Genomic DNA, 25,140 nt, shown 5'->3' with positions numbered 1-25,140 from the left:
GGGCCGCCGGTCCGTCAGGCCGTCGGGACGGCGTCCGGGTCGCCGCGCGGATCGTCCTGCGCGTCGTCGCCGCCGCCGGCACCGGCACCGGCATCGGCGGCGTCGGTCGCGCGGGGCGCGGGCCCGGGCGAGGCGGTGGCCCGCCAGAGCCGGGCGGCGGACCAGAGCGCGGCGGTCAGCAGCAGCCCGTTGCGCAGCAGGATCACCCCGGTCGGCCACCAGCCGCCGGCCTGCATCGCCTCGAAGAACAGCGGGTAGTCGACGGTGGTGACGCCGACCACCGGCAGCAGCAGCAGGGCGACCGGCCACTGCGTGGTGCTCTCCACGGTCAGGCAGACGGCGGCCAGGCCGATCAGCCAGACCAGGTACTGCGGGGAGATCACCCGGCTGGTGACGGTGAACAGCAGCACCGCGGTCAGTGCCGCGTCGTACGGGGTGGCGGCCGTCCAGCGGCGGGCCCGGACCCGCCACAGCAGCAGCCAGGCGAAGGCCGCGGCGCTCAGCAGCAGCGACAGCTGCGAGATCCGGTGCACGTACCGGCCGAGGAACTCGAACGAGCCGTAGTGCTGCTCGACCCGGCCGGACCAGCCGAACTGCCGGGCCACCTGGAGCACGCTGCCGCCCAGCGACTCGATCTCCACGCCGCGCCCGCCCTGGGCGTGCAGGAAGCCGAGGGTGTGGTCGAAGCAGGCGGCGAGGACCAGCAGCAGGGCCAGCGCGGAGAGCGCGGCGGCGGTCCACGCCTGCCGGGTGGTGCGGCCGCGCGGGGTGCCCAGCACGGTCAGCGCGGGCCACACCTTGACCATCGCGCCGATCCCGGCCAGCGCCCCGCCCAGCCGGGGCCGGGCCGGGAGCAGCAGCAGCGCGCCGACCGCGAGCGCGGTGGCGAGCAGGTCGTAGCGCCCGTAGGGCAGGCCGAGCAGCAGCGGCAGGGCCAGCGCCCAGGCCCAGGCCCCCCGGACCGAGCGCCCCGGGCCGCGCCCGGCCGCCAGCAGCGCGGCCTGCACGGCGGCGTCGGCCAGCAGCGCCAGCAGCACGAACGCCTGGAGGTAGCTGAGGAACGGCAGCAGGCCCGGCGCGAGCATCGGCAGCGCCGCGCCCGGCGGGTACTGCCAGGTGACGTCGTCGACCGGGAAGGTGCCGGTGCGCAGCACCCGGTACCAGCCGTGGTACAGCCGGTGCACCTCGATGGCGGGTTCGGTCCGGCCGGAGCGGATCAGCCCGACCATCAGCACCCGGCCGGCGACCCAGTACGCGGCGAGCGCGAGCACCTCGCGGGGCCAGGTGGCGGGGCGGGTCCAGCGGACCGGCCGGTCGGGTGTCCGGACGGCCGGGGCGGGGGCCTGCGCCACCTGGTCCTCCCATGCGCTGACGGGGGCTCCGGCAGCGGCGCTGGCGGAGGTTCGCAAAACGGTCGTTCACCTCTCATACCAGATGATTCGGGCGGCCCCCGGGTCGCCCCGGCGCGTGTCCCCCCGCGTCCCCGGAACGCGCCACGCCCGCAGCGGCCACCCGGTCCACCGGAGGTCCGTCGGTCGGACCTGCCAGAATGCACGGGCGACACCGCCCAACCGTCTGAAGGGGTGACCGGCACCGTGACCATGCCCGTCGAACGCAAGATCGCCGAGGAGCTCGGCGTCCGCGAGAACCAGGTGCAGGCCGCCGTCGGCCTGCTCGACGGGGGTGCGACCGTTCCCTTCATCGCCCGCTACCGCAAGGAAGCCACCGGCGCCCTGGACGACACCCAGCTGCGCACCCTGGAGGAGCGGCTGCGCTACCTGCGCGAGCTGGAGGAGCGCCGCACCGCCGTCCTGGAGTCCATCGAGGCCCAGGGCAGGCTGGACGACGCGCTGCGCGCGCAGGTCCTCGCCGCCGACTCCAAGGCCCGGCTGGAGGACATCTACCTCCCGTACAAGCCCAAGCGGCGCACCAAGGCGCAGATCGCCCGCGAGGCCGGCCTCGGACCGCTCGCCGACACCCTGCTCGCCGACCCGGGACAGGACCCGGCCGCGCTCGCCGCGACCTACCTGAACGAGCAGGTCGCCGACGTGCCCGCCGCCCTGGAGGGCGCCCGGGCCGTCCTGGTCGAGCGCTTCGGCGAGGACGCCGACCTGGTCGGCTCGCTGCGCGAGCGGATGTGGACCCGCGGCCGGCTGGTCGCGAAGGTCCGGGACGGCAAGGAGCAGGACGGCGCCAAGTTCGCCGACTACTTCGACTTCGCCGAGCCGTACACCAAGCTGCCCTCGCACCGCATCCTGGCCATGCTGCGCGGCGAGAAGGAGGAGGCCCTCGACCTCGAACTCTCCCCGTACGACGGCGAGCAGGAGGCCGACCTGCCCGGCGCGAGCGACTACGAGCAGCGGATCGCCGCCCGCTTCGGCATCGCCGACCGCGGCCGCCCCGCCGACAGGTGGCTCACCGACACCGTCCGCTGGGCCTGGCGCACCCGCATCCTGGTCCGGCTCGGCATCGACCTGCGCACCCGGCTGCGCGCCGAGGCCGAGGACGAGGCGGTGCGGGTCTTCGCCGCCAACCTGCGCGACCTGCTGCTCGCCGCCCCCGCGGGGACGCGCGCCACCATGGGCCTCGACCCGGGCTTCCGCACCGGCGTCAAGGTCGCCGTGGTCGACGCCACCGGCAAGGTCGTCGCGCACGAGACGGTCTACCCGCACCAGCCCGCCAACAAGTGGGACGCCGCGCTCGCCGCCCTGGCCCGGCTGGCCGCGCAGTACCGGGTCGACCTGGTGGCGATCGGCAACGGCACCGCGTCCCGGGAGACCGACCGGCTGGCCGCCGACCTGATCAAGCGCCACCCCGAGCTGGGCCTGACCAAGGTGATGGTCAGCGAGGCCGGCGCGTCCGTCTACTCCGCCTCCGCGTTCGCCGCCCAGGAGCTCCCCGGGCTGGACGTCTCGATCCGCGGCGCGGTCTCCATCGCCCGCCGCCTCCAGGACCCGCTGGCCGAGCTGGTGAAGATCGACCCCAAGTCGATCGGCGTCGGCCAGTACCAGCACGACCTGAGCGAGCTCAAGCTCTCCCGCTCGCTGGACGCCGTGGTCGAGGACTGCGTCAACGCCGTCGGCGTCGACGTCAACACCGCCTCCGCGCCGCTGCTCACCCGGGTCTCCGGCATCACCGGCACGCTCGCCGACAACATCGTCGCCCACCGGGACGCGAACGGGCCGTTCCGCACCCGCAAGGCGCTCAAGGACGTCGCCCGGCTCGGCCCCAAGGCGTTCGAGCAGTGCGCGGGCTTCCTGCGCATCCCCGACGGCGACGACCCGCTGGACGCCTCGGCCGTCCACCCCGAGGCGTACCCGGTGGTCCGCCGCATCCTCGCCGCCACCGGCGGGCAGCTGCGCGAACTGATCGGCAACGGCCCGGCGCTGCGCGCGCTGCGGCCGGGCGACTTCGCCGACGGGACCTTCGGCGTCCCGACCGTCACCGACATCCTCGGCGAGCTCGACAAGCCCGGCCGCGACCCGCGCCCCGCCTTCCAGACCGCCACCTTCAAGGACGGCGTCGAGAAGCTCTCCGACCTGGAGGTCGGCATGGTGCTGGAGGGCGTGGTCACCAACGTCGCCGCGTTCGGCGCCTTCGTCGACGTCGGCGTCCACCAGGACGGCCTGGTGCACGTCTCCGCGCTGTCGAAGAACTTCGTCAAGGACCCGCGCGAGGTGGTCAAGCCCGGCGACATCGTCCGTGCCAAGGTCACCAGCGTGGACGTCCAGCGCAAGCGGATCGGCCTGACCCTGCGCCTGGACGACGAGACCGCCCCCGGCGGGTCCGGCGGCGGCCGCCGCGAGCCGTCCCCCCGGCGGGACTCCCGGCCCCCGCGCCAGGAGCGCCGCCCCGTCCCCCCGGCCGCCGCCCCCGCCAACTCCGCCATGGCCGACGCCCTCCGCCGCGCGGGCCTGGGCAAGTAGCCGGGCGGCCGGGCGGCACCGCCCCGCCCCGCGCCGGCGGCCGGGGCCCGGCCGCCGGTCAGCCGGTGCGGGACTCGACCGCCAGCGCGACGAGTTCGGACCACCAGGGCTCGCGGTGGTCGCCGAGCAGCCGCAGCGCCTCGTCGGGGGTGACCGGGCGGACCTCGACCACCTGCTCGCCGTCGTCCGGGTTGGTGGGGGCGGAGTCGACCAGGACGTCGGCCCAGCCCCAGAGCCACGCCTTCACCGGGTGCGGCTGCCAGGGCCGGTAGGGCGCGGGCGAGTCGGTCACGGCGAGGTGGTGCCCGATCCAGGTCGGCGGCCCCAGCAGCCGGGCGCCGGCCTCCTCGCGCAGCTCGCGCTCCAGGCAGGACTCGACGCTCTCGGCGGCCTCCCGGGTGCCGCCGGGCAGGAACCAGTGGCCGCGGACGTCCCGGCACAGGACGACCCGGCCCTCGGCGAAGCCGACCAGGTGGATGTTGGTGATGAGTTCGTCCGGTGGCAGGTCGGTGCTGAACTGGGCGTCGATACCGCCCCACTCCCAGCGCTGCGGCGCGTGCAGGGCCGGGTACCTGGCGGCCAGTCCGGTGCTGTCGCTTGCTCTGCGTGTGGTGTCCGTCATCGATCGATCGTAGTCCCGGCCGGTCCCGAACGGACCCGGACGGTCAACGCGGCGGACGAAACCCCACCCGCCCGTGGTACCCCGTCAACCCGCCGTGCCGGGCGTCCGCCTGACCGGCCGTCACCGAAACCCGGGCACGGAACCGCGGGCACGGAACCGCGGGCACGGAACCGGCCCGGTCGACCGCGCGTACTGACCGTGGGGGAGCGCGACGACCGGGCCGTGTGGGGGTTGGTTCTCCGCACCCGCCCGAGAGCGGGTTCTCGACCACCGTGCCGGGAGCGGCCGGACCGCTCCGTGCACCCAAAAATGCCCGGCCCGCCGAGGCCCGTCAAGCGTTCCCCGCCCCGCTTGAGCCGCCCTTAAGGCTCCCTTCGCCGACACCACCGGTACCGCCCTCCCGCCCCCGCTCCGGGCCCGATGGGCCGGACGGCTCCGACCGGACCTCGCTCCACACGCTGTCCTGCACGAGACCGCCGCTGCCGGGGAGGATCGAACGCCGGTGCCCCCAGCGGTCGCCCAGCGCGAGGGCCGCCAGCACCCCGGCCGCGTCCGGCGCCGGCCGGGTCGACCGGAGCTCGACCCGGTACCCGCCCGCGACGGAGGTCAGCCGGGCCTCCTCGCCACCGGCCCGGGTCAGCCGGTCGGCGATCGCCCAGGCCCGCCGCCGCGCCGCCGCCTCCTCCTCCTCGGAATCCTCCGGCTGTTCCTCAGGCCGCATCCGACGCCCGCTCCCCACCGCCGTCGCCGTCACCGCACCGCGGACACCGGCAGGCCGGCCAGGTCAGCGGGGAGAGCGGCGCGGGGCCGGTCGGTTCGTCGGACGTGCGGAACGAGACCTGGACCCGGGTGCCGTCGGCCCGCGCCGTGTAGACGCGGATCGTCAACTTCGCCTCCGGGTCGGGGCATGGGTGATCGGACATGGTGGTGGACCTCGCAGTGCTCGGGCCGGGCGGGAAGGGGGCGTCCACGCCCCCGGAGGGCACCGGGCCGACGCGCGCCGGGACCGCGCTCCGCGCGCCGGTCACCGTCCGCGTCCTTCTTCTTCCGGTGTGTCACCAGCATCGGCAGAAACGACTACGCTCACCAGTACTTGCCCGTTGACGGTTCACGCGAGTTAAGGAGCTTCAATGGTGAGCGATGGTGGGGAAGTTGACGGCACGTCATCTCCGGCTCTGCGCTTCGGTGAGGAACTCCGCAGGTCGCGGAGGGCGCGCGGATGGTCCCAACTGGCCCTGGCCGCGCGCATGGGGTACTCGGGCGGGCTGCTCTCGTACGTGGAAAGAGGGAAGAAGCCCGTAACCCTTAACCTCGCGGTCAGGGCCGATCAGGTGTTCGGGACCGGGGAGCGGTTCCAGCAGCTCTGGCGGCAGTACTCGAACGCCAGCCTGCTGGAGGGCTTCGCGGAGTTCACCGCGGCGGAGGCCCGGTGCCGCCGGCTGCGGACCTTCGCACTCGGCGTGGTGCCCGGCCTGTTCCAGACGCCGGCCTACGCGTCCGCGCTCGCGGCGGCGGCCGTGCAGCGGGGGAGCATCACCCAGGCGCAGGCCGACGCGCGGATCGCCTTCCTGGCGACCCGGCAGGAGCTGCTGGCCCGGACGGACCCGCCCTTCGTGCACGCCGTCCTGGACGAGAGCTGCATCCGGCGTCCGGTGGGCGGCCCGGCGGTCATGGCCGAGCAGTTGGGGCACCTGGAGGAGCTGGCCGGGCGGCCCCGGATCACCCTGCAGATCGCCCCGTTCGACATCGGCGAGCGCGCGCCGTTCACGATGCCGCTGGTGCTGCTCGACCTCCCCGACCGGGTGGTCGTCGGGTACGCGGAATCCCAGGCCCGGGGCCATCTGGAGCGCGGCCGGGACGCGGTTTCGACCTGGTCCAGGGAGTACGATCTGCTCCAGGTGGAGTCCCTGTCTACGGCCGCTTCACTCGCCAGGATCCGGGTTGTCAGGAAGGAACTCTCATGACCGACGTCGACCTGTCCGAGCTCCGCTGGGTGAAGTCCACCTACAGCAACAACGGCGGCGACTGCGTGGAGGTGGCTCCGGCCGGGCTGCCCGGTCGGCTGCCGGTCCGTGACTCGAAGGACCCGCAGGGGCCGGTGCTGGTGTTCCCCGAGGCAGCCTTCACCGCGTTCGTCGCGGCGGTCAAGTCCGGTGCTTTCGAGGAGCTTTCGTGACCGGCGTCGACCTGTCCGAGCTGCGCTGGGTGAAGTCCACCTACAGCAACAATGGTGGCTACTGCGTGGAGGTGGCTCCGGCCGGGCTGCCCGGTCGGCTGCCGGTCCGTGACTCGAAGGACCCGCAGGGGCCGGTGCTGGTGTTCCCCGAGGCGGCCTTCACCGCGTTCGTCGCGGCGGTCAAGTCCGGCGGTCTCGGCGAGGTCTGAGGCCGCGTCAGTGCGGTGAAGCCCCGCGGGCCCGAGGTGTCGGGCGCGCGGGGCTTCTGCCTGCCCGGAGGGGCGGGGTGGTCAGGCGCGGGCCAGGTTCTTGCCGGCGGTGGCGGCGGCGTCCAGGGCCTGGGTGTGGTACTCGGCGGCCAGGTCCCGCAGGCTCTCCATCGCCGGGTTGGCGGCGGCCATGGTCAGTTCGCGGCGGACGGTGGTCAGGTCGGCGCCCCAGACGTCGCGCAGGATGCGCTCGACGTAGGGGGTGGAGTGGTCCCAGCCCTCGCGGGGGGTGCCGGCGGCGAAGCCGCCGCCGAACGAGGCGACCAGGAGGACCGGCTTGTCCTTGAGCAGCTCGGCGGTCGGGCCGGCGGCCGCGATGACCAGGTCGACCCAGGTCTTGAAGTGCTGGGAGACGCCCCAGTTGTAGAGCGGCACGGCGATGATCGCGGCGTCGGCGGCGCGCAGCTCCTCGGCCAGCGAGGCGCCGAGCGCGGCGGCCTCCCGCTGCTCGGGGGTGTGCTGGTCCGCGGGGGTGAACGCGGCCAGGGTGGCGTGCGTCCAGGCGTCGCCGGGCAGCGGGTCGGTGCCCAGGTTGCGGCGGGTGACGGTGCCGTCGGGGTGGGCGGCGGTCCACTCGGCCTCGGCGGCGGTGGCCAGCTCGGCGCTGGTCGAGGTGCCGGGCAGGATGCTGGCGTCCAGGCGGAACAGGTGCATGACAGTACTCCTCGGTTCGCACCCCGCCGGGAGGGCGGTGGTGCGGGCGGGCGGGCGGGCGCGGCGGGGCGCGGCAGGGCACGGCGGGGCTCAGGTGCGGGCCGGGGGGCGTCGCACTCGACGTAAACGGACTTTACCCCGTTTCTCTCGCCGGGTAAATTGGCGGCATGGACAGCCCCCTGGTCCCCTTCGGGAAACCCCCCACCGAACGCGCGGACGCGGCCCGCAACCGCGAGGTGCTGCTCTGCACCGCCCGCGCGATGATCGCCGAACTCGGGGCGGACCACCTGACCATGGACGGCCTCGCCGAACGCGCCGGGCTGGGCAAGGGCACCGTCTTCCGCCGCTTCGGCACCCGGGCCGGGATCTTCCGCGCCCTGCTCGACGCCGAGGAGCAGCGCTTCCAGTGCCAGGTGCTGTCCGGCCCGCCCCCGCTCGGCCCCGGCGGCGACCCGGTCGACCGGCTGATCGCCTACGGCCGCGCCCGCACCCGCTTCCTGCTGGAGCGCCACCACATCGCCCGCGCCGCCTTCGAGCGCAAGGGCCCCGTCCCGCCCGCCGTCGGCCCCAACTTCTCCCGCCCGCACATCCGGATGCTGCTCGCCCAGGCCGCCCTCGGCCTCCCCGACCTCGACACCCTCGCCCTCCAGCTCGCCAGCGCCCTGGAGGGACCCCCGCTGCTCTTCCTGGTCGCCGACCTGCCCCCCACCGCCCCGGCCGCCGGCCGCTGCGCGGAGGAGGACCTCGGGTCCCTGCTCGCGGACGGCTGGCAGACGCTGATCGAACGGCTCGCCCACCGCTGAGCGCCGGCGGCGGCGCCGGGCGCGCCGTCCCCTCGTCGCGCGTACCGGCGGGCGCTCAGGCCCCGGTCCGCCAGATCATCTTGCGGCCGGTCTCGGCCGGGGCGGTCGGGACCGCCGGCTCGATCCGGTCCAGGACGTAGCCGAGCCTGCGCGGCACGGCGGCACTGGCGGCGTTCGACTCGTCGCAGTGGATCTCGGCGCGGGTGATGCCCGGCAGGGCCAGGGCGGCCGAGGTGAGCGCGCGGGCGGCGGCGGTGGCCAGGCCGCGGCCGGTGTGCCCGTGGTGCACCCAGTAGCCGATCTCCAGCGCGCCCGGACCGATCCGGCCGTGCAGGCCGAAGCCGCCGATCACCGCGGCCGGGTCCGCGTCCAGGCCGAGCAGGTACATGAAGTCGGTGCCCTGCTCCCAGGCCGCCTCGCCGGCCACCGAGAGCTGCTCGCTCTCCGCGAGGGTCGGCGCCTGCCGGGCCCAGGGCATCCACGGACGCAGGTGGTCCAGGTTGGCGATCACCGCGGCGTTCAGCCCGGCGGCGTCCGCCACCCGGCGGCGGCGCAGGTGCGCGCCGCCGCCGAGGGGCAGCAGCTCGGGCGGGCGGCCCGCGGTGAGCGGTCGCACAGCGTTGTCAGGTGCGTCGGTGGAGTGACTCATGGACGGAGTATGCGCCATCCGGCAACGCGCCGACCAGCGGATATCCCCTCCGCCACCCGGGCGCACCACCCGGGCGCACCACCCGGGCGGGCGGCGGCTCAGAGCCGCACCAGCACCTCGTCCAGCGGCTTGCGGACCAGGTCCGGCACCCGGGCGCCCTCGGCCGGGTAGCCGACCGGGATGACGTACGCGGCGCGCTCCTCCGGCGGGCGGTCGCACACCTCGTTGAGGAAGCGCATCGGGCTGGGCGTGTGGGTCAGCGTGGCCAGGCCCGCCTGGTGCAGGGCCGCGAGCAGGAAGCCCACCGCGATGCCCACCGACTCCTTGGTGTAGTACGGGCGCGGCGAGTCCGGACCCTTGTGCACCTCGAACACCACGATCACCGCGGGCGCGTCCTCCAGGAACGGCTTGCGCCAGTCGGTGCCGATCGGGGCCAGCGCCGCCAGCCACTCCTCGGACGCCCGGTGCGCGTAGAACTCCCGCTCCTCCGCCTCCGCGGCCTCCCGCAGCCGCCGCTTGCGCTCCGGATCGGTGACCACCACGAACCGCCACGGCTGCACGTGCGCGCCGCTCGGCGCGGTCGCCGCCGTCCGCACCGCCCACTCCAGCACCCCCTCGGGCAGCGGGCGGCTCGCGTAGTCGCGCACGGTGCGGCGCCGGGCCATCACCCGGTGGAAGGCCCGGCAGCGGTCGGCCGCCTCGTGGGCGGGCACGGTCATCGGGTGCAGCGGCGCCGTCGGGTGGGACGGGGCCGGGGCGGAAGCTCGGTCAACCATGCGCGCCAGCACAGCACACGGCGCACCCGGGCGGAAGACGCCGCCGGGCCCTGGCAAGAACCGGCCCAGAACGACCGGGCGCAACCCCCGGCTCGGGCGCGGCCCCGGCCCCGGGTCGGCCCCGCCTCAGGCTTCGGAGACCTTCCCGTCCGCGACCACCAGCCGCCGGTTCACCTGCACGGTGTCCAGCATCCGGCGGTCGTGGGTGACCAGCAGCAGGGTGCCGGTGTACGAGGCCAGCGCCGACTCCAACTGCTCGATCGCCGGCAGGTCCAGGTGGTTGGTCGGCTCGTCCAGCACCAGCAGGTTCACCCCGCGCGCCTGGAGCAGGGCCAGCGCCGCCCTGGTCCGCTCGCCGGGGGAGAGCGTCGCGGCCGGGCGCAGCACGTGCACCGCCTTCAGGCCGAACTTGGCCAGCAGGGTGCGGACCTCCTCCGGGGCGAGGTCCGGCACGGCGGCGGCGAACGCCTCCAGCAGCGGACGCCCGGCGTCGCCGCCGAACAGGTGCCCGCGGGCCTGCTCCACCTCGCCGACCAGCACGCCCGAGCCGAGCGCCGCACTGCCCGCGTCCAGCTCCAGCCGGCCCAGCAGCGCCGCCAGCAGCGTCGACTTGCCCGCGCCGTTCGCGCCGGTGATCGCCACCCGGTCCGCCCAGTCGATCTGGAGGTCCACCGGCCCGAACGCGAAGTCCCCGCGCCGGACGGAGGCCTGCCCGAGCGTCGCCACCACCGAGCCGGAGCGCGGCGCGGCGGCGATCTCCATCCGCAGCTCCCACTCCTTGCGGGGCTCCTCCACCACGTCCAGGCGCTCGATCATCCGCTGGGTCTGCCGGGCCTTCGCGGCCTGCTTCTCGGTCGACTCGGCGCGCTGCGCCCGGGCCTTCTTGTCGTTGTCGCCGCCCTTGCGCCGGGCGTTGCGGACACCGTGCTCCATCCAGTTGCGCTGCATCTGGGCCCGCGCCTCCAGCCCGGCCTTCGTGTCCGCGAACTCCTCGTACTGCTCGCGGGCGTGCCGGCGGGAGATCGCCCGCTCCTCCAGGTACGCGTCGTACCCGCCGCCGTACAGGTTCACCTGCTGCTGGTGCAGGTCCAGCTCCAGCACCTTGGTCACGGTGCGGGCCAGGAACTCGCGGTCGTGGCTGATCAGCACGGTGCCCGCGCGCAGGCCCTTCACGAACGCCTCCAGGCGCTCCAGGCCGTCCAGGTCCAGGTCGTTGGTGGGCTCGTCCAGCAGGAACACGTCGTAGCGCGACAGCAGCAGCGAGGCCAGGCCCGCGCGGGCCGCCTGGCCGCCGGACAGCGCCGTCATCGGCAGGTCCAGCGAGACCTTCAGGCCGAGCTGGCCGGCGACCTCCTCGGCCCGCTCCTCCAGGTCCGCGCCGCCCAGCTCCAGCCAGCGGTCCAGGCTCACCGCGTACGCGTCGTCCGCGCCCGGCCGGCCCTCCACCAGGCCCTCGGTGGCCTCGTCCAGCGCCGCCTGGGCCGCCGCGACACCGGTGCGGCGGGCCAGGAAGTCGCGCACCGACTCGCCCTCCCGGCGCTCCGGCTCCTGCGGCAGGTGCCCGACGTTCGCGGTCGGCGGGCTGAGCCTGAGCGAACCGCCCTCCGGGGCGTCCAGCCCGGCCAGCAGCCGCAGCAGCGTGGACTTGCCCGCGCCGTTCACCCCGACCAGGCCGATCACGTCCCCGGGGGCGACGACCAGGTCCAGCCCGGAGAACAGCGTGCGCTCGCCGTGGCCGGCGGCGAGGTCCTTGACGACGAGAGTGGCAGTCATGATGCCCCGATTCTAGGCCGCCGCCCGGAGCGCCCCGGACGGCCGGCTGAACCCGACGTCCCGGCCCGAACGACCGAGCCGGGGCAGGAACGTTCGGACGGCCGCTTGCGCGCACCGCAGCGGGCTGCCCCCGGCCGCCTTCCCGGCCGGCGCGGTGGATCCGGACGATCCGGGACCTTGCCGGGAAGGGCTCGCGGACCGGTGAGTCCACGTGCCCGCTCGGACCGCACAGGCGTGCCGGCCGGCGGTTCGGCGGGCGCGGCTACGGGCCCTGATCCGGGACGTTCAGCGGGTCCGGCGGGCCGGCGGGCGGATCGGCAGCGGGCCGCCGGTGGGCGGCGCCGCCCCAGATGCTGTCGGTCGGCCTGCCCCAAATGCTGCCGTCGTGCGGCACGGCAGTGCTCCTCTCCGTGGCGCCGGTGGGTCGTGTGCAGGCGACCGTAGATCCGATTCCGCCTGTTGTCGGCACTTTGACCGCTTTTCCCCGGCGGCGGCCCGTTCTCGCCGACCACTGCCGAACACCTGCCGTCCCGGCTGCCCGAACTCCGGCTCCGTCTACAGCCGATAGGTGGTCGGTGGCTCGGCCTCCTGGTCGGCGTCGTCCGGCAGCAGCGGCAGGGGCCACGCCGCCTCCGACGCCCAGGCGTGCCAGCCGGCGACTGTTGGTCCGGCGGTGCGATCCGGCGCCAACCTGGGTTCAGGCCTGCTCGGCCAGTCAGCCGCGGCCGGCTCCGGGAACGGCGTACGCGCGGCGGGCGACGAGATCGACTCCGCCGCCCAGCTGCTGCACGAGCGCACCCTGACCGCCACCACCTTCACCGTCGCCACCGCGGCACTCATCCGGGACGCTGGCACCAACTCCTTCGAACGGCCAGCCCTCCAAATGCGCGCCGACACCGGCAACGCGGGCATCGGCGCCGCCCGGGCCGCCGTCGAGCTCGCCTTCGCCTTCCACTACGCCGTCACCGGTGACCAGCACGGCACCGACGGCGTAGTGGCCCGACTTGGCGGACTCACCGCGGGGGGCGACTACGGCTACTACCTCGACATCTCCTGTGCTACGGCCGACCGGACCGCCGACCCGGCCATCAGCGCCCGCTGGATCGACGACGAGCAGAGCGTCCGCGGGCGGCGGCGCGCTGTCGTCACCGCCCGACAGGCGGCCATCCGCGCGCGCTGACCGCACCGCTGCCCGGAGGCTCGGCCTGCCCGTGTGGCACAGGGCGTCCGGCTCGGCGAGGAACCGGCCGGTCGAGCGGCACAGCAGCACGACCGGGTCCGCGGTCCTGGCCATGGTGCGGCAGAAGCCGTCGGTGGCCGGTCAGCTTTCCGGTCGCATCGGCGACGGCACCGGTGCGGCGCCCGCGCCCCGGCCGTCGACCAGCACCTCGGTGCGGCCTGCCCGGTGGGCGGCGCGGAGCGAGGAGAACCGCGCCTGCTGCTCCGGCTGCAGGAACGGCTCCCACTGCTGCCGTGTCCGCCACGCGAACGCATTGTGCTCCCCGCTCAAATGCACCGGCGTCCCGGCCGCGACCAACTGGCGGACCTGCTGGCCCGGTACGGCCGGGACGACGAGGCGATCGCCGTGATGCGCACCCGGGCCGGCTGGCGCCAGCCGAGGACTGGATCCTGCATGCGCTCCGACCCTGGGACGGTGGCACGGTCCAGGACAGGGCCCGGGCGCCAAAGGCCACGATCGGGATCCGGCCCGGGCACAGCCCGTCCCGCTCCCGCCGCACGAAGCTGCTGCCCCGCGAGAAGGGTCGGTGTAGCGGGAAGGGGCGGGTACCCGCTGCACCGCCTCCTTGCGGTGTGCGCCCCTGCGCGCCGACCCGCAGGTGCAGGCGCAGATCCGGGGTCTGGCCCGCCGGGCGGGCAGCAGGGCGGGAGCCTTGGGCGGTGAAGATCACGCAAAATGGCTCCGTCCCCGGTGGTGCCGGCGGAGTTGTGCAGGGTGCCGCAGGAGATGTTGGGACGGACGCTGCCAGCGTGGGCGCTGGAGGATGAAGTACCTGCTCAGGACCTCACACGGAGCCCACCGCTTTGGGTGGACCCCGTGATCAGTAGTGCCAGTGATCAGTTGGTCTTGCTGGAGTTGCATTTCAACTGGCGGTCTATGGCCTCGGCTGTTCGGATTCCGTTCCTGGTCCAGTAGCTCCCGTCGGAGGGTGTGGCTGCGGCAGCCGCCTTGAGGTCCAACGCGTCGCCAGCCTTACCGCCCTTGCTGTCCAGGTAGCCCACATCCAACACGTCCGGAAGTTCAGCGCGTGCTTGGTCGACTTCCCTGGGGGAGAACCCGTCCGCTTTCCAGACGCCGTCCTGCCACAGCGTGAACGCACCGTTCTGCGCCGCCGTTCCTGCGGAGTTGGCGGCTTTGAACAGCACGTCTTGGGGCGGTTCGGGCAGATAAGCTGTGATCTCCACGATCTGCTCGTCTTTGCAGACAGGTACCTTGACTTCGACCTTTCCCCTCGTGACGCGGACACCGAACGAAAGCGGTTCAGGATCCGACATGAAGCACCCGCTCAGGGTGAGCGGCAGGAGGACGCATAGCGCTACTGGTACGACGGACTTCCTCAGCAGCCGTAGCCGCCGTTCTTCAGGCCGGCTTGCCTCTCCCAGGGGTTGCGGCACGCGTTCAAGCCGCCCATGAAGTAGAGAATCGCGAAGTGCTGACCGTAGGTTCGCCATTGATCGCGGTGGACCTTTTCGTGTTGGATCTTCTCTTTGGTGTAGCTCTTGGGGTCGTTGCTGGTGAAGTACGTGGTGCCGAGGGTCGTGCCGCCGCGTGCGTGAAGCCCGATTCCACCACGGCACACCCGCATGCCATCGATGCGGGTGCAGCTGTATCCCAGGTGGTAGCTGAGGGTCGCCGTGACGTGCCCAATGACTCCGGCTTGGACGAAGCTCACGCCCTTGACCACCGTCTTGGCGACTGATTTGGCTTTCTTCCAACCGCAGCTCCAGCAGACCCTTCCGTCGAGGTCATACTGGGTGAGCGGGTCGGCGTGGACGTAGTCATAGGCGTTCGCGTTGCCGCCAGCCACCGGGTCGACTGACAGGAAGCGTCCGGTGGCCGGGTTGTAGAGGCGCACACCCATGAGGGTGAGGCCGCCGGGGGTTTCGCTGGAGCGTTGCTTACCGCCGAGCCAACCGTAGCGGACGGCCGCCTGTCCGGTGCGGCCGTTGCCGTATTCGTCGAAGTCGAGGACAGTGGGGGCGCTGCCGTTGAGGGGCAGTTGCAGTGCCACGTCGCCGTGCAGATCGGCGAGTTGGAGGGTGACCGGCCCGGTGCTGCTGGTGGTGGCTCCGAGGTCGTTGCCGATGCCTGCCACGTTGCGGGTGTAGTTGGCGAGGTTGTCGCCGGTCCAACGCGGGCTGTCGCTGTCGGAGCCGTAGTGGTTGGTCTTGGTGCCGGTGGTGGTCCAGGTGCCGCTGTTGTTGGTCTCGGTGGTCCAGGAGCGGAAGCGCTGGTTGGAGTCGAGGGTCCAGGTCTGGCGGTTGGTGCCGGTGGTCTGCTGCTGGACGAGGTCGCTGGTGTAGTAGGCGACGCTGGAGCCGGGCAGGGCGGTGGTGCGGCCGAAGGCGTCGTAGGTGTAGCCGGTGGTCACCAGGCGGTCGGCGCTGTCGTAGGTGGTGGTCTGGGTGGTGGCTCCGGTGGTGGTGCAGTCGGCACCGCGGGCGGCGGTGGCGGTGGCGAGGGTGGTGCGGTTGGTGTTGTTGTCGAAGCCGTAGCCGCGGGTGGTGCAGACGGCGTCGGGCGAGGTGTCCTGGACGGCGGTGAGGCGGCCTGCCTTGTCGTAGGCGTAGGTCTGGGCCGCAGTGATGCCGGGGGTGCCGGTGTGGGTGGCCCACTGGCCTTGAACGGTCTCGGTGATGCTGTCGGAGACCAGGACGAGGCCGTCGCTGTCGCGCGTGTATGTTCGGTTGGTTGTGGTACCGCTCGGGTCGAACCGGTCGATGGCGGTGTAGCCGCCGGGCATGCCCTGGGTGACGGCGGTGCCGTCGGCGTCGTAGCGGGCGGTGAAGGTGCCGGCGACCGAGTCGGTGACCGAGGTGGTCAGGCCGCGCGGGTCGATGGCGGTGTCGTAGGTGTAGGTGGTGGTGGACGGGACGCTGTCGGTGACCTTGGTGGGCCGGTCGAGGGCGTCGTACTCGGTGGTGGTGGTCGCGCCGTCGGCGTCGGTGTAGGAGGTCAGGCGGCCGAGCGCGTCGTACGCCTTGGTGATCGTGCCGCCGCCGGTGGAGGTCTGCTTGGTGACCTTGCCGGTGACCGGGTCGTAGGTGGTGGTGACGGCCGGGACGGCGGTGCCGAGGCCGCCGGTGACGGTGGTGGTCACCGGTCGTCCGGCCGCGTCGGGGGTGATGGTGGTGGTGCGGGTGACGCCGTTCGCGGTCTCGTCGGTCTGCGTGGTCTGCGTGGTCTGCCCGAACAGCCCGTACTGGACGGTCTTGACGGGCAGTTGGACCGGGTTGGTGCCGCCGCCGGTGATGTCGCCGGCCGGGCCGGTCTGGCAGGGCTGGTCGGCCCATTCGGGGCGGCCGGCGCAGGCGCCGGTGCCGGTGGCGGACCAGTAGGTGGTGCGGGTGGTGCCCGCGTCCGTGCCGGTCGACTTGGGCAGCGACTGGGAGGTGATCCGGCCTTGGGTGTCGTAGCCGGTGGTGGTGGTGAGGTTGAGGCCGCCGGCGTCCTGGATCCGCTGGGTGGCGAGGCCGAGGGCCCAGTCGAAGACGGACTTGTCGGTGCGGGTCTCGGCGAACACCTCGGGCCAGGCGCGCAGGGCGCCGCCGGTGACGGTGGTGGTGACCTGGTCCTTGACCTTGGCGGTGCCGTCGGTGGGACGGCCCTCGTCGTAGGTCTTCACCGTGCGGGTGCGGGCGACGGTCTGGGTGCCGGCCTTGGCGACCGTCGCGCCGCCGGAGACGATGTCGGCGGCGAGGGTGATGCGGTGCAGCGGGCCGGAGTTCTCCGTCTCGCGCTGGCCGTCGGCGCTGTACACGCTGGTGGTGGACAGCAGGCGGGCGCGTTCGCCGCTGGGCAGGTTGTTGATGCCGAGGTCGGCGAGCTGGGCCTTGGCCGCGTCGGTGGTGCCGAGGGCGAGTTCGCGGTTGGCGGCGGTCAGCGTGCGGACGCCGTTGCCCCACTTGTCGTACTCGGTGGTGGTGATCCGGTGGCCGGGGGCGGCGGTGTTGACCTGGCGGCCGGAGGCGTTGAGGTAGTTGACGGTGGCCCGGGTGTAGTCGCCGGTGCTCAGGTCGGCGCCGCTGTTGGAGGCGGGGATCTGGTCGGCGGGGAAGACCGCGGTGGCGTCGGTGGGCAGGTCGCTCTGGCCCCAGGCGGCGCCGGCGGTGGCGGACAGGTCCTCGGGGGCCTTGGCACCGCTGGTGGGCACGCCGTACACGATCGTGGTGGTGGCGGTGCCGTTGACGGTGGCGGTGGTGCCGGGGGTGAGGGTGTTGGTCCACACCTTGGTGAGCATGCCCTCGCCCGCGGCCGGGTTGGCCGCGATGTTGCCGTAGGCCATGTGGTAGCCGCCGTTGACGCCGGGCGGCAGGACCGCGTACAGCGCGCCGTCGGACGCTCCGCCGGCGACGTACGAGTACTGGGTCTGGGCCGTCTGCCCGAGGCGCGGGTCCCAGGTCTGGCGCAGGGAACCACCCAGGTCGTAGCGGTAGGTGGCGACGTCGGTGGCGGTGGCGGCCGAAGCACCGGGGGCGGTGGCCCACAGCTTGACGGCCGAGACCTGGCCGGCGAAGTCACCGAACTGACTGGCGCTGTTGAAGCCCGTGGCCGTGGTCGTGGTGGCGTAGACGAACTGCAGGACGCGGCAGCCCTTGGTGGACGGGGCGGCCGTGCAGGCGGCCGCGGTGGCGGCGGAGGTCGGCGCGATCATGTACTTCGGCCGGGCCAGGGTCTTGCCGCCCACCACGGTCTTCTCGGAGACGACGGTGGTGGTCGAGTTGGCCATGCCGTCCAGCAGGCTCGACGTCACCGTCCAGGTGGTGGCCGCCGGGTCGACCTTGGCGAAGGTGGTGACGGTGCCGTCGGTGTCGGAGAGGGTGAAGTCGCCGGAGGCGAAGGAGCCGCGCAGGGCCAGCGCCTCGCTGCCCGGCTCGGGCACCCAGCCGTTGCCCGCCGTGTTGGCGGTGAAGCCGATGGTGTCGCCCTCGGCGAGGACCACGTCCAGCGAGGTGTTCGAGGTCTTGCGGATCTCGGTGTAACCGGACTGGGAGACCTCGGAGGCCACGCCGGAGGTCCAGTTGGGGCCGAAGATCGGCGCCTGGCCGTCCTTGTTCGCGGCGGCCTTCGGGTCGCGCGAGGTGCTGGTGCGGCCCACGGTCAGGCCGAAGAACGAGGCGTCGGTGGCCGAGACGGTGAGGTCGCCGGTGAGCAGGTTGAGCGTGCCGGGACCGATCTGCTGGGTCGCAGCTCCCGTCGCCTTGCGGTCGACGACGGCCTTGATGCCCTCGGAGGAGACGGCGGCGTTGTTCGGGCCGGTGAAGTCGGCGCGGACCTGCACGGTGCCGTCGGGGTTGACGGTGCTGGTGGCGTTCCAGGTCAGCGACGGGCTCTTGCCGCTGTTCAGCGCGACGGGCCAACTGACCGCGCTGCCCGCGTTGGTGACGTCGGAGGCCGGGATCGTGGTCCAGGCGTCGGCGTCGGAGCGGCGCCAGGAGAAGCTGACCGCGTTGTACTTGGCGGCGTCGGCCTCGGCGACCAGCGGGAGGCGGGCGGCGGTGCGGGTGCCGTCGTTGGGCGCGGTCACGCCGCCGGCCCCGACCTGGAAGGTGTAGGTGACGGGTTCGGACTTGTTCTCGGCCTTGTCGACGGCGCGGACCTGCAGGGTCTGCGTGCCGGCCTTGTCGGGGGTGACCGTCAGGTTGACCGGGGCGGTGGAGCCTGCGGTGGCGACCTTGGTCCAGGTGGTGCCGTCGAGCGTCCACTCCAGGGCGCTCTGGTCACCGGCGGGCGGGGTCAGGGTGAACACGCCGGACTGCCCGGCGCCCTTGACCCACTGCCCGGAGGGGTAGTCGGTGGAGGTGATCGCGGACGGCGCGGAGGGCGCGGCGGTGTCGACGGTGAAGTACGCCCACGGCGACCACGTGGTGTTGTAGTGCAGGCCGTCATAGGGAGAGGTGCGGAACCGGTAGGTCTTGCCGTTGGTCAGCAGCCCCGCGGGGACGGTCACCGAGGCCGGCTGGCCCGAGGCGACGTACGGGGAGACCAGCACGTTGCCGACCTGCGCGCCGCTGTCGTTGTCGAAGACCTGGAAGGTGCCGTCGACCTTGTCGTTGTTCGGGTCGACGAAGGTGTCGCGCAGCGTCGGGGTGGTGGAGTTGACCCACCAGGTCCCGTTCCCGTCCTTGTAGAAGGGGGAGCCGGCCTGCTGGTCGGTGCCGGTGCGCGGGCGGTAGTTGTAGGTGACCGTCAGCTTGGGCACGTTCGAGCCGGCCTCGGAGGAGTTGACCTCCTTCCAGTACTTCGTGCTGCTCTCGTCCGGGGCGCGCAGGCCCATGCCGGACGTGGGGTTCTTCGCCGAGGTCCAGTTCTGCACGAGGTTGGTGACGTCGGCGTTGATCCAGCCGTCGTTCTGGCAGCCGGTGCGGCCCGCGGTCTCCGTCGACGTCGCCTGCTTGGAGTTCCAGGAGGGTTGCAGGGTCCACCGGGAGGCGGTGGAGGCGAGCGAGGTGTCGTAGACGTCCCAGGCGTAGCCGGCGCAGTCGCTGTTGCCGGACTGGAAGTTCCACAGCGACACGGTCGCGTTGGTGATCAGCGCGTCCGCGATCGGCGCGGTGTTCCAGTTGATGAACGCGCGGGCCTCGCGGGAGGAGCCGTCGGCGTTCTTGGTGCCGGGGTTGCCCCAGTACAGCTCGGTGTCCGCCGACCAGTCGACGCTCTCGCCCCTCTGCACCCGGGTGTCGAACACGTTGCCCAGCGCGATCGTCGAGGGGTCGACGGTGACCGGGTACCGGGTCTTCGGGTCGGCGAGGAACGCCGCGTCGGGAGTGAACACCAGGTCGATGCCGTCGCCGTGCTGGACGACCTTCAGGTCGACCTTCGCCCGGTTCGCGTGCTCGCGCGAGCCCTCCGCGATGACGGCGGAGTCCCACATCACCGGCGCGGGCAGCACCGCCCGCTTCTCACCGGTCTTCTTGTCGCTGAACAGCACGCTGCCGTCCGCCTGCGCCTCGGCCTTGAGCCCCCCGGCCTTCAGCGGCATCGTGTAGGAGTAGCCGGTCGCCGTCGGGCGCTGCTTGAGGACGGTGTACTGCTCGAAGCCGGTGCGGGTGGCCTCCACCACCAGGTCGGCCGCGCCGTCGCTGATCGCGTCCCTGTAGGTGGCCTTCGTGCCGTCCAGCTCGGGTGCGGGCAGGCCGCCCTTCCACCGCAGCTCGACCTGCTGGTCGCCCTCGCCGAGGGTCACCAGCGTGCGGTCCTCGCCCTTGCCGGACTGCGAGTCGGCGAGCGAGCGCGCCCGGGTGCCGCCCGGAGCGGCCAGCTTCAGGGCGCCCGGGTGCGCCTTGGGCGCGACCGAGCCGTCCGGCTGCCGCTGCAGCGTCAGGTCGACGTCCGTCCACCGGCCGTCGCGCTGGAAGCGTACCGGCCCGGCGAACAGCTCGCTGGTCAGCGAGCCGTCCTTGTTCACCCACGTCGTCGATGTCTCGGTCCGCTCGGACAGCGCCTCCACCCGCTGCCCGGACAGCCGGGCCGCGACCCGCGCCGACGGGATGTCAGCGGCCTCGGTGGCCCACTTGGTGCCCTGCGTCTGCCCGGACTTGTCCGGCTTCGGCGCGGCCAGCGCGTCCTCCGTCCCCGCCAGCAGTGACACTGACACGGCGAGCGCCAGTACGGCGCTCACCCCCCGGGCGCCCGGCGGCATCAGCCGCCCGCGGCGCTCTGACATGTGTTCGCGCACATCCACTCCCTGCGACCGCCCCGCCTCTGAAGCGGGGGTGCGTGGATCGTATGCGGGTCATGAATCCGGCATATGACGAACAGTCATGCCAATATCCGGCAAGCGGCTCGCGGCAGGCTCGAAGAATTTATGAAACCGAAACGTGGGCAGTCCGGCGAGGATGTGTGCTTAAAGGGTGAAGGTATGAGGTCGAACCGGAATGCTGGATGCCGACCTTCTCGGCCCGGGCCCCTTGGCCCTCGATCGGTCCCGTCAGTTTCGTCGGGCCTGTTCTGCCAGGCTCCGGAGGTCCGGAACCCGAGGTGTGTGCCGATTGGGAATCTTCCGAGGCCGGAGGAGGAGGGTCGGCATCTGACTGGTGATCAGGTCGAGAGCAGTTCAAAGAACGGACACGCCCGGACAAAGCTCACCGCTTCGCCTCAAGCCGGCTGGAACGAACCGCTCCCAGAGTGATATGCATACCGGCAGTCGCTCTCCGCGTTCCTGCGGACACTCCGTTCATGAGGAATCCCCGTGCCGAACACCCCCCTCCGCAGGGGGCGCAGCACCGTGCTGTCCGCCGCCTGCCTGACCGCCGCTGCCGCCCTGGCGCTCAGCTCGTGCGCGAAGCCGGCTGACGATCCGCGCAGTGGGTCGGCGGGCGAGGCGGTCGGCGCGGTGCAGACGGCTTCGCCGTCGGCGACCGACAGCCTCTCCGCCTCCGCATCGCCCTCGGCCTCCACCTCGGCTTCGGCGTCCGCCTCCGGGTCCGTGTCGGCCTCGGCATCGGCCTCGGTTTCGGCGTCCGGGTCCGCGTCACCGTCCGGTTCGGCCGCCGCCTCGGCCTCGGCACCCGGCGCCTCCAAGCCCGCCGCCGCGGCGGGCGGCGCGCCGGCCGGGACCTCCAGCGGGAGCGTGTTCACCGGCCTCGCGTTCGACACCTGCACCGCCCCGCCGCTGGCCACCATGAACGCCTGGCGCGGCACCTCCCCCTACGGGGCGGTCGCCGTCTACGTCGGCGGCAAGAACCGCGGCTGCGCGCAGCCGCAGCTGACCGCCTCCTGGGTGAGCGCGGTGGCCGGCTCGGGCTGGAAGCTGGTGCCGCTGTACGTCGGCGCGCAGCCGCCGTGCCAGACCGGCTCCAGCCCCGAGAAGATCACCGCCGACACGGCCGTCTCGCTCGGCGCGGCGGACGGCGCGGACGCGGCGGCCAAGGCGTCGGCGCTGGGCATGCGCGCCGGCAGCACGCTCTACCTGGACGTGGAGGCCTACAACACCGCCGACACCGCCTGCGCGGACGCGGTCCTCGCCTACACCCAGTCCTTCGACCGCGCGGTCAAGGCGCGCTCCTACCGGCCCGGTTTCTACGGCTTCGCCTCCTCCAGCGCCGCTGGCATCGCCAGGGCCGCCGAAGCCGGCGCCGCAGACCTGCCCGAAGCCCTGTGGTACGCCAAGTACGACGGCGCCGCCGACACCACGGGCAGCTTCCCCTACGGCGGCGGCCTGTTCGGCGGGCACCGCCGCGCCCACCAGTACCAGGTCAACCAGAAGGAGACCTACGGCGGCGCCACCCTGACCGTCGACCGCAACGCCTGGGACGCGCCCGTCGCCGTCACCGGCTGACCACCACCCGTCACGGCGCAGCACCCGGCCCTCCTCCGCAGGGGGCCCGGTGCTGCGCCGTGCCGCACGGTCCGTTCCGGACGGTGCGACGGCTCTCCGACCGCACGGGCGGCGGCACCTGCGGCACCTGCGGCGTCCCGGCCGTCGACCGGCATGACCGTGCGTTCCTTCCGGTGGGCGGTGCGGAGCGAGGCGAACCCCGCCCGCTGCTCGACCTGAAGGAACGAGAGCCACCGCTTCCGGGCCCGCCACGCGAACGTGTCGTGCTCGGCACTCGGTCACACCGGCGCTCCGGCCGCCGACCGGTGGCCCGCCGTCAGCGGCCGTAGTGCCTCGGCGGGCCGGAGCCCGGCCTCCTCGGCGAGCTCCCGCAGCGCGGTGGCGGGCGGCCGCCCTCGCGGGAGGCACCGCCCTCCTGGTGGTCTTCCTCCGCCGGGCCGTCGGCCGGCACGGCCGCACCCACCGCTGACCCCGGCGGCCCGGCGGCCCAGACGCGCCGGTCGGCCCGCCCCGGCTCAGGCGGGCTGCCAGAGCTCGATCCGGTTGCCCTCCGGGTCGGTCACCCAGCCGAACCGGCCGACGCCCGGCATCTCCTGCACCTCCCCGGCCACCGCCGCGCCCGCGGCGCGCAGTTGGGCCAGCATCGCGTCCAGGTCGCGGACCCGGACGTTCAGCATCACCTGCTGCGCGGGGGAGCCGAAGTAGTCGGTGCCGGACTCGAAGGCGGCGAACACCGTCGGGCCCGGGGCCTGCTCCCACCGGCCGTGCCCGTCGGCGGGCAGGCCCAGGACGTCGCGGTACCAGGCGGTCAGCGCCGCCGGGTCGGTGGCGCGCAGGAAGTACCCGCCGATGCCGAGGACTCGTTCCATGGCGCCCATCCTGGCAGCCGCCACCGACACCCGGGGGAGGCGGGGACCGGGGGCGGGACTTAATTCCGTTGCGGCGGGTGCGCGGGGGTCCGTAGCCTCGGAGGCGTCGCATTCCCGCACGTCTGGAGAAGGCCGTTGCTCGTCTGAGGTCATGAGACACCGCGCCACGCCACACCCGTGTCCTTCCCGGGTCGATCGGCGTGCGGGCGCGCGTGCGACCTCGGCAGGGCGGCGATCCACTGCTCCCGTGCGGGTTCCCGGTTTCCCGGTTTCCCGTGACGGCTGCCCGTCTCCCCGCGCCGGTCCTCCTCGCACCCGCGTCCCCGGTGTCTCCCGTGTTGCTCCCCTTCCCACGGCAACCTCCAGGAGGCCCTCATGGCGCAACCCACCACCTCGATCCTCTGCACCGACCTCGGCTTCGAGTGGCCCGACGGCCGCCCGGTGCTGAGCGGTTTCCACCTCGCCGTCGGCCCCGGCCGCACCGGGCTGGTCGGCCTCAACGGGGCCGGCAAGTCCACGCTGCTGCGGCTGATCGCCGGGGAGCTCGCCCCCGCCGCCGGCACCGTCCGGGTCGCGGGCGAACTCGCCTACCTGCCACAGGACCTGACGGTCGTCGCCGGGCAGCGGGTCGACGAGACGCTCGGCATCCGGGCCGAGCGCGAGGCCCTGCACGCCATCGAGTCCGGAGACGTGGCCGAGCGCCACTTCACCGCCATCGGCGACGACTGGGACGTCGAGGAGCGCGCCCGCGCCACCCTCGACCGCCTCGGCCTCGCCGGGCTCGACCTCGACCGCACCAGCGGCGAGCTCTCCGGCGGCCAGGCCGTCCTGCTGCACCTCGCCGCCCTGCTGCTGCGCCGCCCCGACGTCCTGCTGCTCGACGAGCCCACCAACAACCTGGACGCCCGGGCCCGGGCCCGGCTGTACGACGCGGTGGCCGCCTTCCCCGGCGTGCTGCTGCTGGTCAGCCACGACCGCGAGCTGCTGGAGCGGGTCGACCAGATCGCCGACCTGCGGGACGGCGAAGTCACCTGGTACGGCGGCAACTTCAGCGCCTACCAGGAGGCCCTGGAGACCGAGCAGGAGGCCGCCGAGCGCCTGGTCCGCAACGCCGAGGCCGACGTCAAGCGGCAGCGGCGGGACTTGGTCGAGGCCACCCAGCGGCTCGCCAAGTCCGCTGCCTACGGCAAGCAGCGCTCGGTGCGGCGCAACGACCCCAAGGCGCTGGCCGACAAGCTCCAGGGCAAGGGCGAGGAGACCGCCGGCCGCCTGCGCGGCATGCACACCGAGCGGCTCAACGAGGCCAAGGAGCGGCTGGCCACCGCCGAGGAGGCGGTCCGGGACGACGCGGAGATCCGGATCGACCTGCCCCGCACCGCCGTCCCCGCCGGGCGCACCGTCTTCACCCTGGAGGGCGTCCGGCTGGCCCACGGCGGCCGCGGCCGGATCGACCTGGAGCTGCGCGGCCCCGAGCGGATCGCCTTGATCGGCCGCAACGGCTCCGGCAAGAGCACGCTGCTGCGCACCGTCGCCGGTGAACTCGCCCCCGCCGAGGGCATGGTCACCACCCCGGTCCAACTGCGCCACCTCCCGCAGCGGTTGGACGTGCTGGACGACCGGGAGACCGTCTTCCGGAACGTCAGGGCGCACGCCCCCGCCGCCACCGACAACGAGGTCCGGGCCCGGCTGGCCCGCTTCCTGTTCCGCGGCGCCCGCGCCGACCAGCCGGCCGGCACCCTCTCCGGCGGCGAGCGCTTCCGCGCCACCCTCGCCGCCCTGCTGCTCGCCGACCCGCCCCCGCAGCTCCTGCTGCTCGACGAGCCCACCAACAACCTCGACCTGGCCAGCGTCCGCCAGCTCACCCAGGCCCTGTCCGGCTACCGCGGCGCCCTGCTCGTCGCCAGCCACGACCACCCCTTCCTCCGGGAGATCGGCATCACCCGCTGGCTGGAGTGGGACGGGGGTGAGCTGCGCCCGACCGACCCGCGCTGACCCGTCGCCGTCCCGGTGCCGGTCCCGTCCGCCGGGGTGTCCGCACCGTGGGACGAGTCGGCCCGGTCGGTGGACGGGAGGGCAGGATCGGGGGCGGTCCTGTTGTCGTTG

Annotated in this window: 21 protein-coding genes; 8 read left to right on the top strand and 13 right to left on the bottom strand. The window is 73.5% G+C overall.

Going from position 1 to position 25,140, the window contains the following annotated elements; genetic code table 11:
- Window positions 1-14: 14 nt before the first annotated feature.
- Window positions 15-1,352, bottom strand: coding sequence for a glycosyltransferase 87 family protein (locus K353_RS17000; RefSeq protein ID WP_111554430.1), 1,338 nt, complete (start codon window positions 1,350-1,352; stop codon window positions 15-17).
- Between the two features lie 249 nt (window positions 1,353-1,601).
- Here K353_RS17000 and K353_RS16995 point away from each other — a divergent pair, with 249 nt between their 5' ends.
- A complete protein-coding gene (locus K353_RS16995) occupies window positions 1,602-3,926 on the top strand; it encodes a Tex family protein (protein ID WP_111554492.1) in 2,325 nt (774 codons plus the stop codon).
- A gap of 58 nt (window positions 3,927-3,984) precedes the next feature.
- Here K353_RS16995 and K353_RS16990 read toward each other — a convergent pair whose 3' ends face one another.
- The 3 genes from K353_RS16990 to K353_RS16980 form a co-directional block, all read right to left on the bottom strand.
- Complete coding sequence (locus K353_RS16990) at window positions 3,985-4,548, bottom strand: NUDIX hydrolase (RefSeq protein WP_111554429.1); 564 nt, start codon at window positions 4,546-4,548, stop codon at window positions 3,985-3,987.
- A 331-nt stretch (window positions 4,549-4,879) separates the two neighbouring features.
- The gene (locus K353_RS16985) at window positions 4,880-5,269 is read right to left on the bottom strand and encodes a hypothetical protein (RefSeq protein ID WP_111554428.1); all 390 of its coding nucleotides are present in this window, start codon (window positions 5,267-5,269) and stop codon (window positions 4,880-4,882) included.
- The gene (locus K353_RS16980; RefSeq protein WP_233533633.1) at window positions 5,259-5,471 is read right to left on the bottom strand and encodes a hypothetical protein; all 213 of its coding nucleotides are present in this window, start codon (window positions 5,469-5,471) and stop codon (window positions 5,259-5,261) included. The genes K353_RS16985 and K353_RS16980 overlap by 11 nt, the downstream gene beginning before the upstream one ends.
- 207 nt (window positions 5,472-5,678) lie before the next feature.
- On the opposite strand from K353_RS16980, the gene K353_RS16975 reads away from it, so the two are divergent.
- From K353_RS16975 to K353_RS16965, 3 genes are read left to right on the top strand one after another with little or no spacing between them, the layout of a single operon-like run.
- Window positions 5,679-6,512, top strand: a complete 834-nt coding sequence (locus K353_RS16975; protein WP_111554427.1) for a helix-turn-helix transcriptional regulator — start codon at window positions 5,679-5,681, stop codon at window positions 6,510-6,512.
- Window positions 6,509-6,724, top strand: coding sequence for a DUF397 domain-containing protein (locus tag K353_RS16970; RefSeq protein WP_111554426.1), 216 nt, complete (start codon window positions 6,509-6,511; stop codon window positions 6,722-6,724). The genes K353_RS16975 and K353_RS16970 overlap by 4 nt, the downstream gene beginning before the upstream one ends.
- On the top strand, window positions 6,721-6,933 hold the full coding sequence (locus tag K353_RS16965; protein ID WP_111554425.1) for a DUF397 domain-containing protein: 213 nt from the start codon (window positions 6,721-6,723) through the stop codon (window positions 6,931-6,933). Before K353_RS16970 ends, K353_RS16965 begins: the two co-directional genes overlap by 4 nt.
- Before the next feature lie 81 nt (window positions 6,934-7,014).
- On the opposite strand, the gene K353_RS16960 is transcribed toward K353_RS16965, so the two are convergent.
- On the bottom strand, window positions 7,015-7,647 hold the full coding sequence (locus K353_RS16960; protein ID WP_111554424.1) for an FMN-dependent NADH-azoreductase: 633 nt from the start codon (window positions 7,645-7,647) through the stop codon (window positions 7,015-7,017).
- A 167-nt stretch (window positions 7,648-7,814) separates the two neighbouring features.
- Between K353_RS16960 and K353_RS16955 the strand changes: the two genes are divergently transcribed.
- On the top strand, window positions 7,815-8,450 hold the full coding sequence (locus tag K353_RS16955; protein ID WP_199528128.1) for a TetR/AcrR family transcriptional regulator: 636 nt from the start codon (window positions 7,815-7,817) through the stop codon (window positions 8,448-8,450).
- 55 nt (window positions 8,451-8,505) lie between these two features.
- On the opposite strand, the gene K353_RS16950 is transcribed toward K353_RS16955, so the two are convergent.
- From K353_RS16950 to K353_RS16940, 3 genes are all read right to left on the bottom strand, one after another.
- Complete coding sequence (locus tag K353_RS16950; protein WP_158585421.1) at window positions 8,506-9,099, bottom strand: GNAT family N-acetyltransferase; 594 nt, start codon at window positions 9,097-9,099, stop codon at window positions 8,506-8,508.
- 98 nt (window positions 9,100-9,197) lie between these two features.
- Entirely contained in the window at window positions 9,198-9,875 is a 678-nt protein-coding gene (locus K353_RS16945; RefSeq protein WP_111554491.1) for a nitroreductase family protein, read from the bottom strand.
- A gap of 126 nt (window positions 9,876-10,001) precedes the next feature.
- Window positions 10,002-11,648, bottom strand: a complete 1,647-nt coding sequence (locus tag K353_RS16940) for an ABC-F family ATP-binding cassette domain-containing protein (RefSeq protein WP_111554421.1) — start codon at window positions 11,646-11,648, stop codon at window positions 10,002-10,004.
- 673 nt (window positions 11,649-12,321) lie between these two features.
- Between K353_RS16940 and K353_RS16935 the strand changes: the two genes are divergently transcribed.
- Complete coding sequence (locus K353_RS16935) at window positions 12,322-12,828, top strand: hypothetical protein (protein WP_111554420.1); 507 nt, start codon at window positions 12,322-12,324, stop codon at window positions 12,826-12,828.
- A gap of 896 nt (window positions 12,829-13,724) precedes the next feature.
- Here the strand turns inward: K353_RS16935 and K353_RS33845 are convergent.
- The 3 genes from K353_RS33845 to K353_RS16915 form a co-directional block, all read right to left on the bottom strand.
- Entirely contained in the window at window positions 13,725-14,162 is a 438-nt protein-coding gene (locus K353_RS33845; protein ID WP_146616485.1) for a hypothetical protein, read from the bottom strand.
- 62 nt (window positions 14,163-14,224) lie between these two features.
- Window positions 14,225-20,554, bottom strand: a complete 6,330-nt coding sequence (locus K353_RS16920; RefSeq protein ID WP_111554490.1) for a DNRLRE domain-containing protein — start codon at window positions 20,552-20,554, stop codon at window positions 14,225-14,227.
- 431 nt (window positions 20,555-20,985) lie between these two features.
- Entirely contained in the window at window positions 20,986-21,468 is a 483-nt protein-coding gene (locus K353_RS16915; RefSeq protein ID WP_146616484.1) for a hypothetical protein, read from the bottom strand.
- Here K353_RS16915 and K353_RS16910 point away from each other — a divergent pair.
- A complete protein-coding gene (locus K353_RS16910; RefSeq protein ID WP_370447615.1) occupies window positions 21,461-22,168 on the top strand; it encodes a glycoside hydrolase domain-containing protein in 708 nt (235 codons plus the stop codon). The two genes, K353_RS16915 and K353_RS16910, sit on opposite strands and share 8 nt — an antisense overlap.
- Before the next feature lie 278 nt (window positions 22,169-22,446).
- On the opposite strand, the gene K353_RS37190 is transcribed toward K353_RS16910, so the two are convergent.
- Complete coding sequence (locus tag K353_RS37190) at window positions 22,447-22,659, bottom strand: NUDIX domain-containing protein (protein ID WP_111554488.1); 213 nt, start codon at window positions 22,657-22,659, stop codon at window positions 22,447-22,449.
- A 24-nt stretch (window positions 22,660-22,683) separates the two neighbouring features.
- A complete protein-coding gene (locus K353_RS16900) occupies window positions 22,684-23,037 on the bottom strand; it encodes a VOC family protein (RefSeq protein WP_100835623.1) in 354 nt (117 codons plus the stop codon).
- A 375-nt stretch (window positions 23,038-23,412) separates the two neighbouring features.
- Here K353_RS16900 and K353_RS16895 point away from each other — a divergent pair, with 375 nt between their 5' ends.
- A complete protein-coding gene (locus tag K353_RS16895) occupies window positions 23,413-25,029 on the top strand; it encodes an ABC-F family ATP-binding cassette domain-containing protein (RefSeq protein WP_111554416.1) in 1,617 nt (538 codons plus the stop codon).
- The last annotated feature ends 111 nt before the right edge of the window (window positions 25,030-25,140 follow it).

This window comes from Kitasatospora sp. SolWspMP-SS2h (assembly GCF_003259315.1).
Taxonomy (GTDB): domain Bacteria; phylum Actinomycetota; class Actinomycetes; order Streptomycetales; family Streptomycetaceae; genus Kitasatospora; species Kitasatospora fiedleri.
This window is presented reverse-complemented; position numbering and strand designations above follow the sequence as displayed.

Bases quoted from the DNA above. Each gene is read 5' to 3' on its own strand.
- K353_RS16995 (WP_111554492.1), top strand. From the start codon at position 1,602: ATGCCCGTCGAACGCAAGATCGCCGAGGAGCTCGGCGTCCGCGAGAAC.
- K353_RS16990 (WP_111554429.1), bottom strand. From the start codon at position 4,548: ATGACGGACACCACACGCAGAGCAAGCGACAGCACCGGACTGGCCGCC.
- K353_RS16985 (WP_111554428.1), bottom strand. From the start codon at position 5,269: ATGCGGCCTGAGGAACAGCCGGAGGATTCCGAGGAGGAGGAGGCGGCG.
- K353_RS16980 (WP_233533633.1), bottom strand. From the start codon at position 5,471: ATGTCCGATCACCCATGCCCCGACCCGGAGGCGAAGTTGACGATCCGC.
- K353_RS16975 (WP_111554427.1), top strand. From the start codon at position 5,679: ATGGTGAGCGATGGTGGGGAAGTTGACGGCACGTCATCTCCGGCTCTG.
- K353_RS16970 (WP_111554426.1), top strand. From the start codon at position 6,509: ATGACCGACGTCGACCTGTCCGAGCTCCGCTGGGTGAAGTCCACCTAC.
- K353_RS16960 (WP_111554424.1), bottom strand. From the start codon at position 7,647: ATGCACCTGTTCCGCCTGGACGCCAGCATCCTGCCCGGCACCTCGACC.
- K353_RS16955 (WP_199528128.1), top strand. From the start codon at position 7,815: ATGGACAGCCCCCTGGTCCCCTTCGGGAAACCCCCCACCGAACGCGCG.
- K353_RS16950 (WP_158585421.1), bottom strand. From the start codon at position 9,099: ATGAGTCACTCCACCGACGCACCTGACAACGCTGTGCGACCGCTCACC.
- K353_RS16945 (WP_111554491.1), bottom strand. From the start codon at position 9,875: ATGGTTGACCGAGCTTCCGCCCCGGCCCCGTCCCACCCGACGGCGCCG.
- K353_RS16940 (WP_111554421.1), bottom strand. From the start codon at position 11,648: ATGACTGCCACTCTCGTCGTCAAGGACCTCGCCGCCGGCCACGGCGAG.
- K353_RS33845 (WP_146616485.1), bottom strand. From the start codon at position 14,162: ATGTCGGATCCTGAACCGCTTTCGTTCGGTGTCCGCGTCACGAGGGGA.
- K353_RS16920 (WP_111554490.1), bottom strand. From the start codon at position 20,554: ATGTCAGAGCGCCGCGGGCGGCTGATGCCGCCGGGCGCCCGGGGGGTG.
- K353_RS16900 (WP_100835623.1), bottom strand. From the start codon at position 23,037: ATGGAACGAGTCCTCGGCATCGGCGGGTACTTCCTGCGCGCCACCGAC.
- K353_RS16895 (WP_111554416.1), top strand. From the start codon at position 23,413: ATGGCGCAACCCACCACCTCGATCCTCTGCACCGACCTCGGCTTCGAG.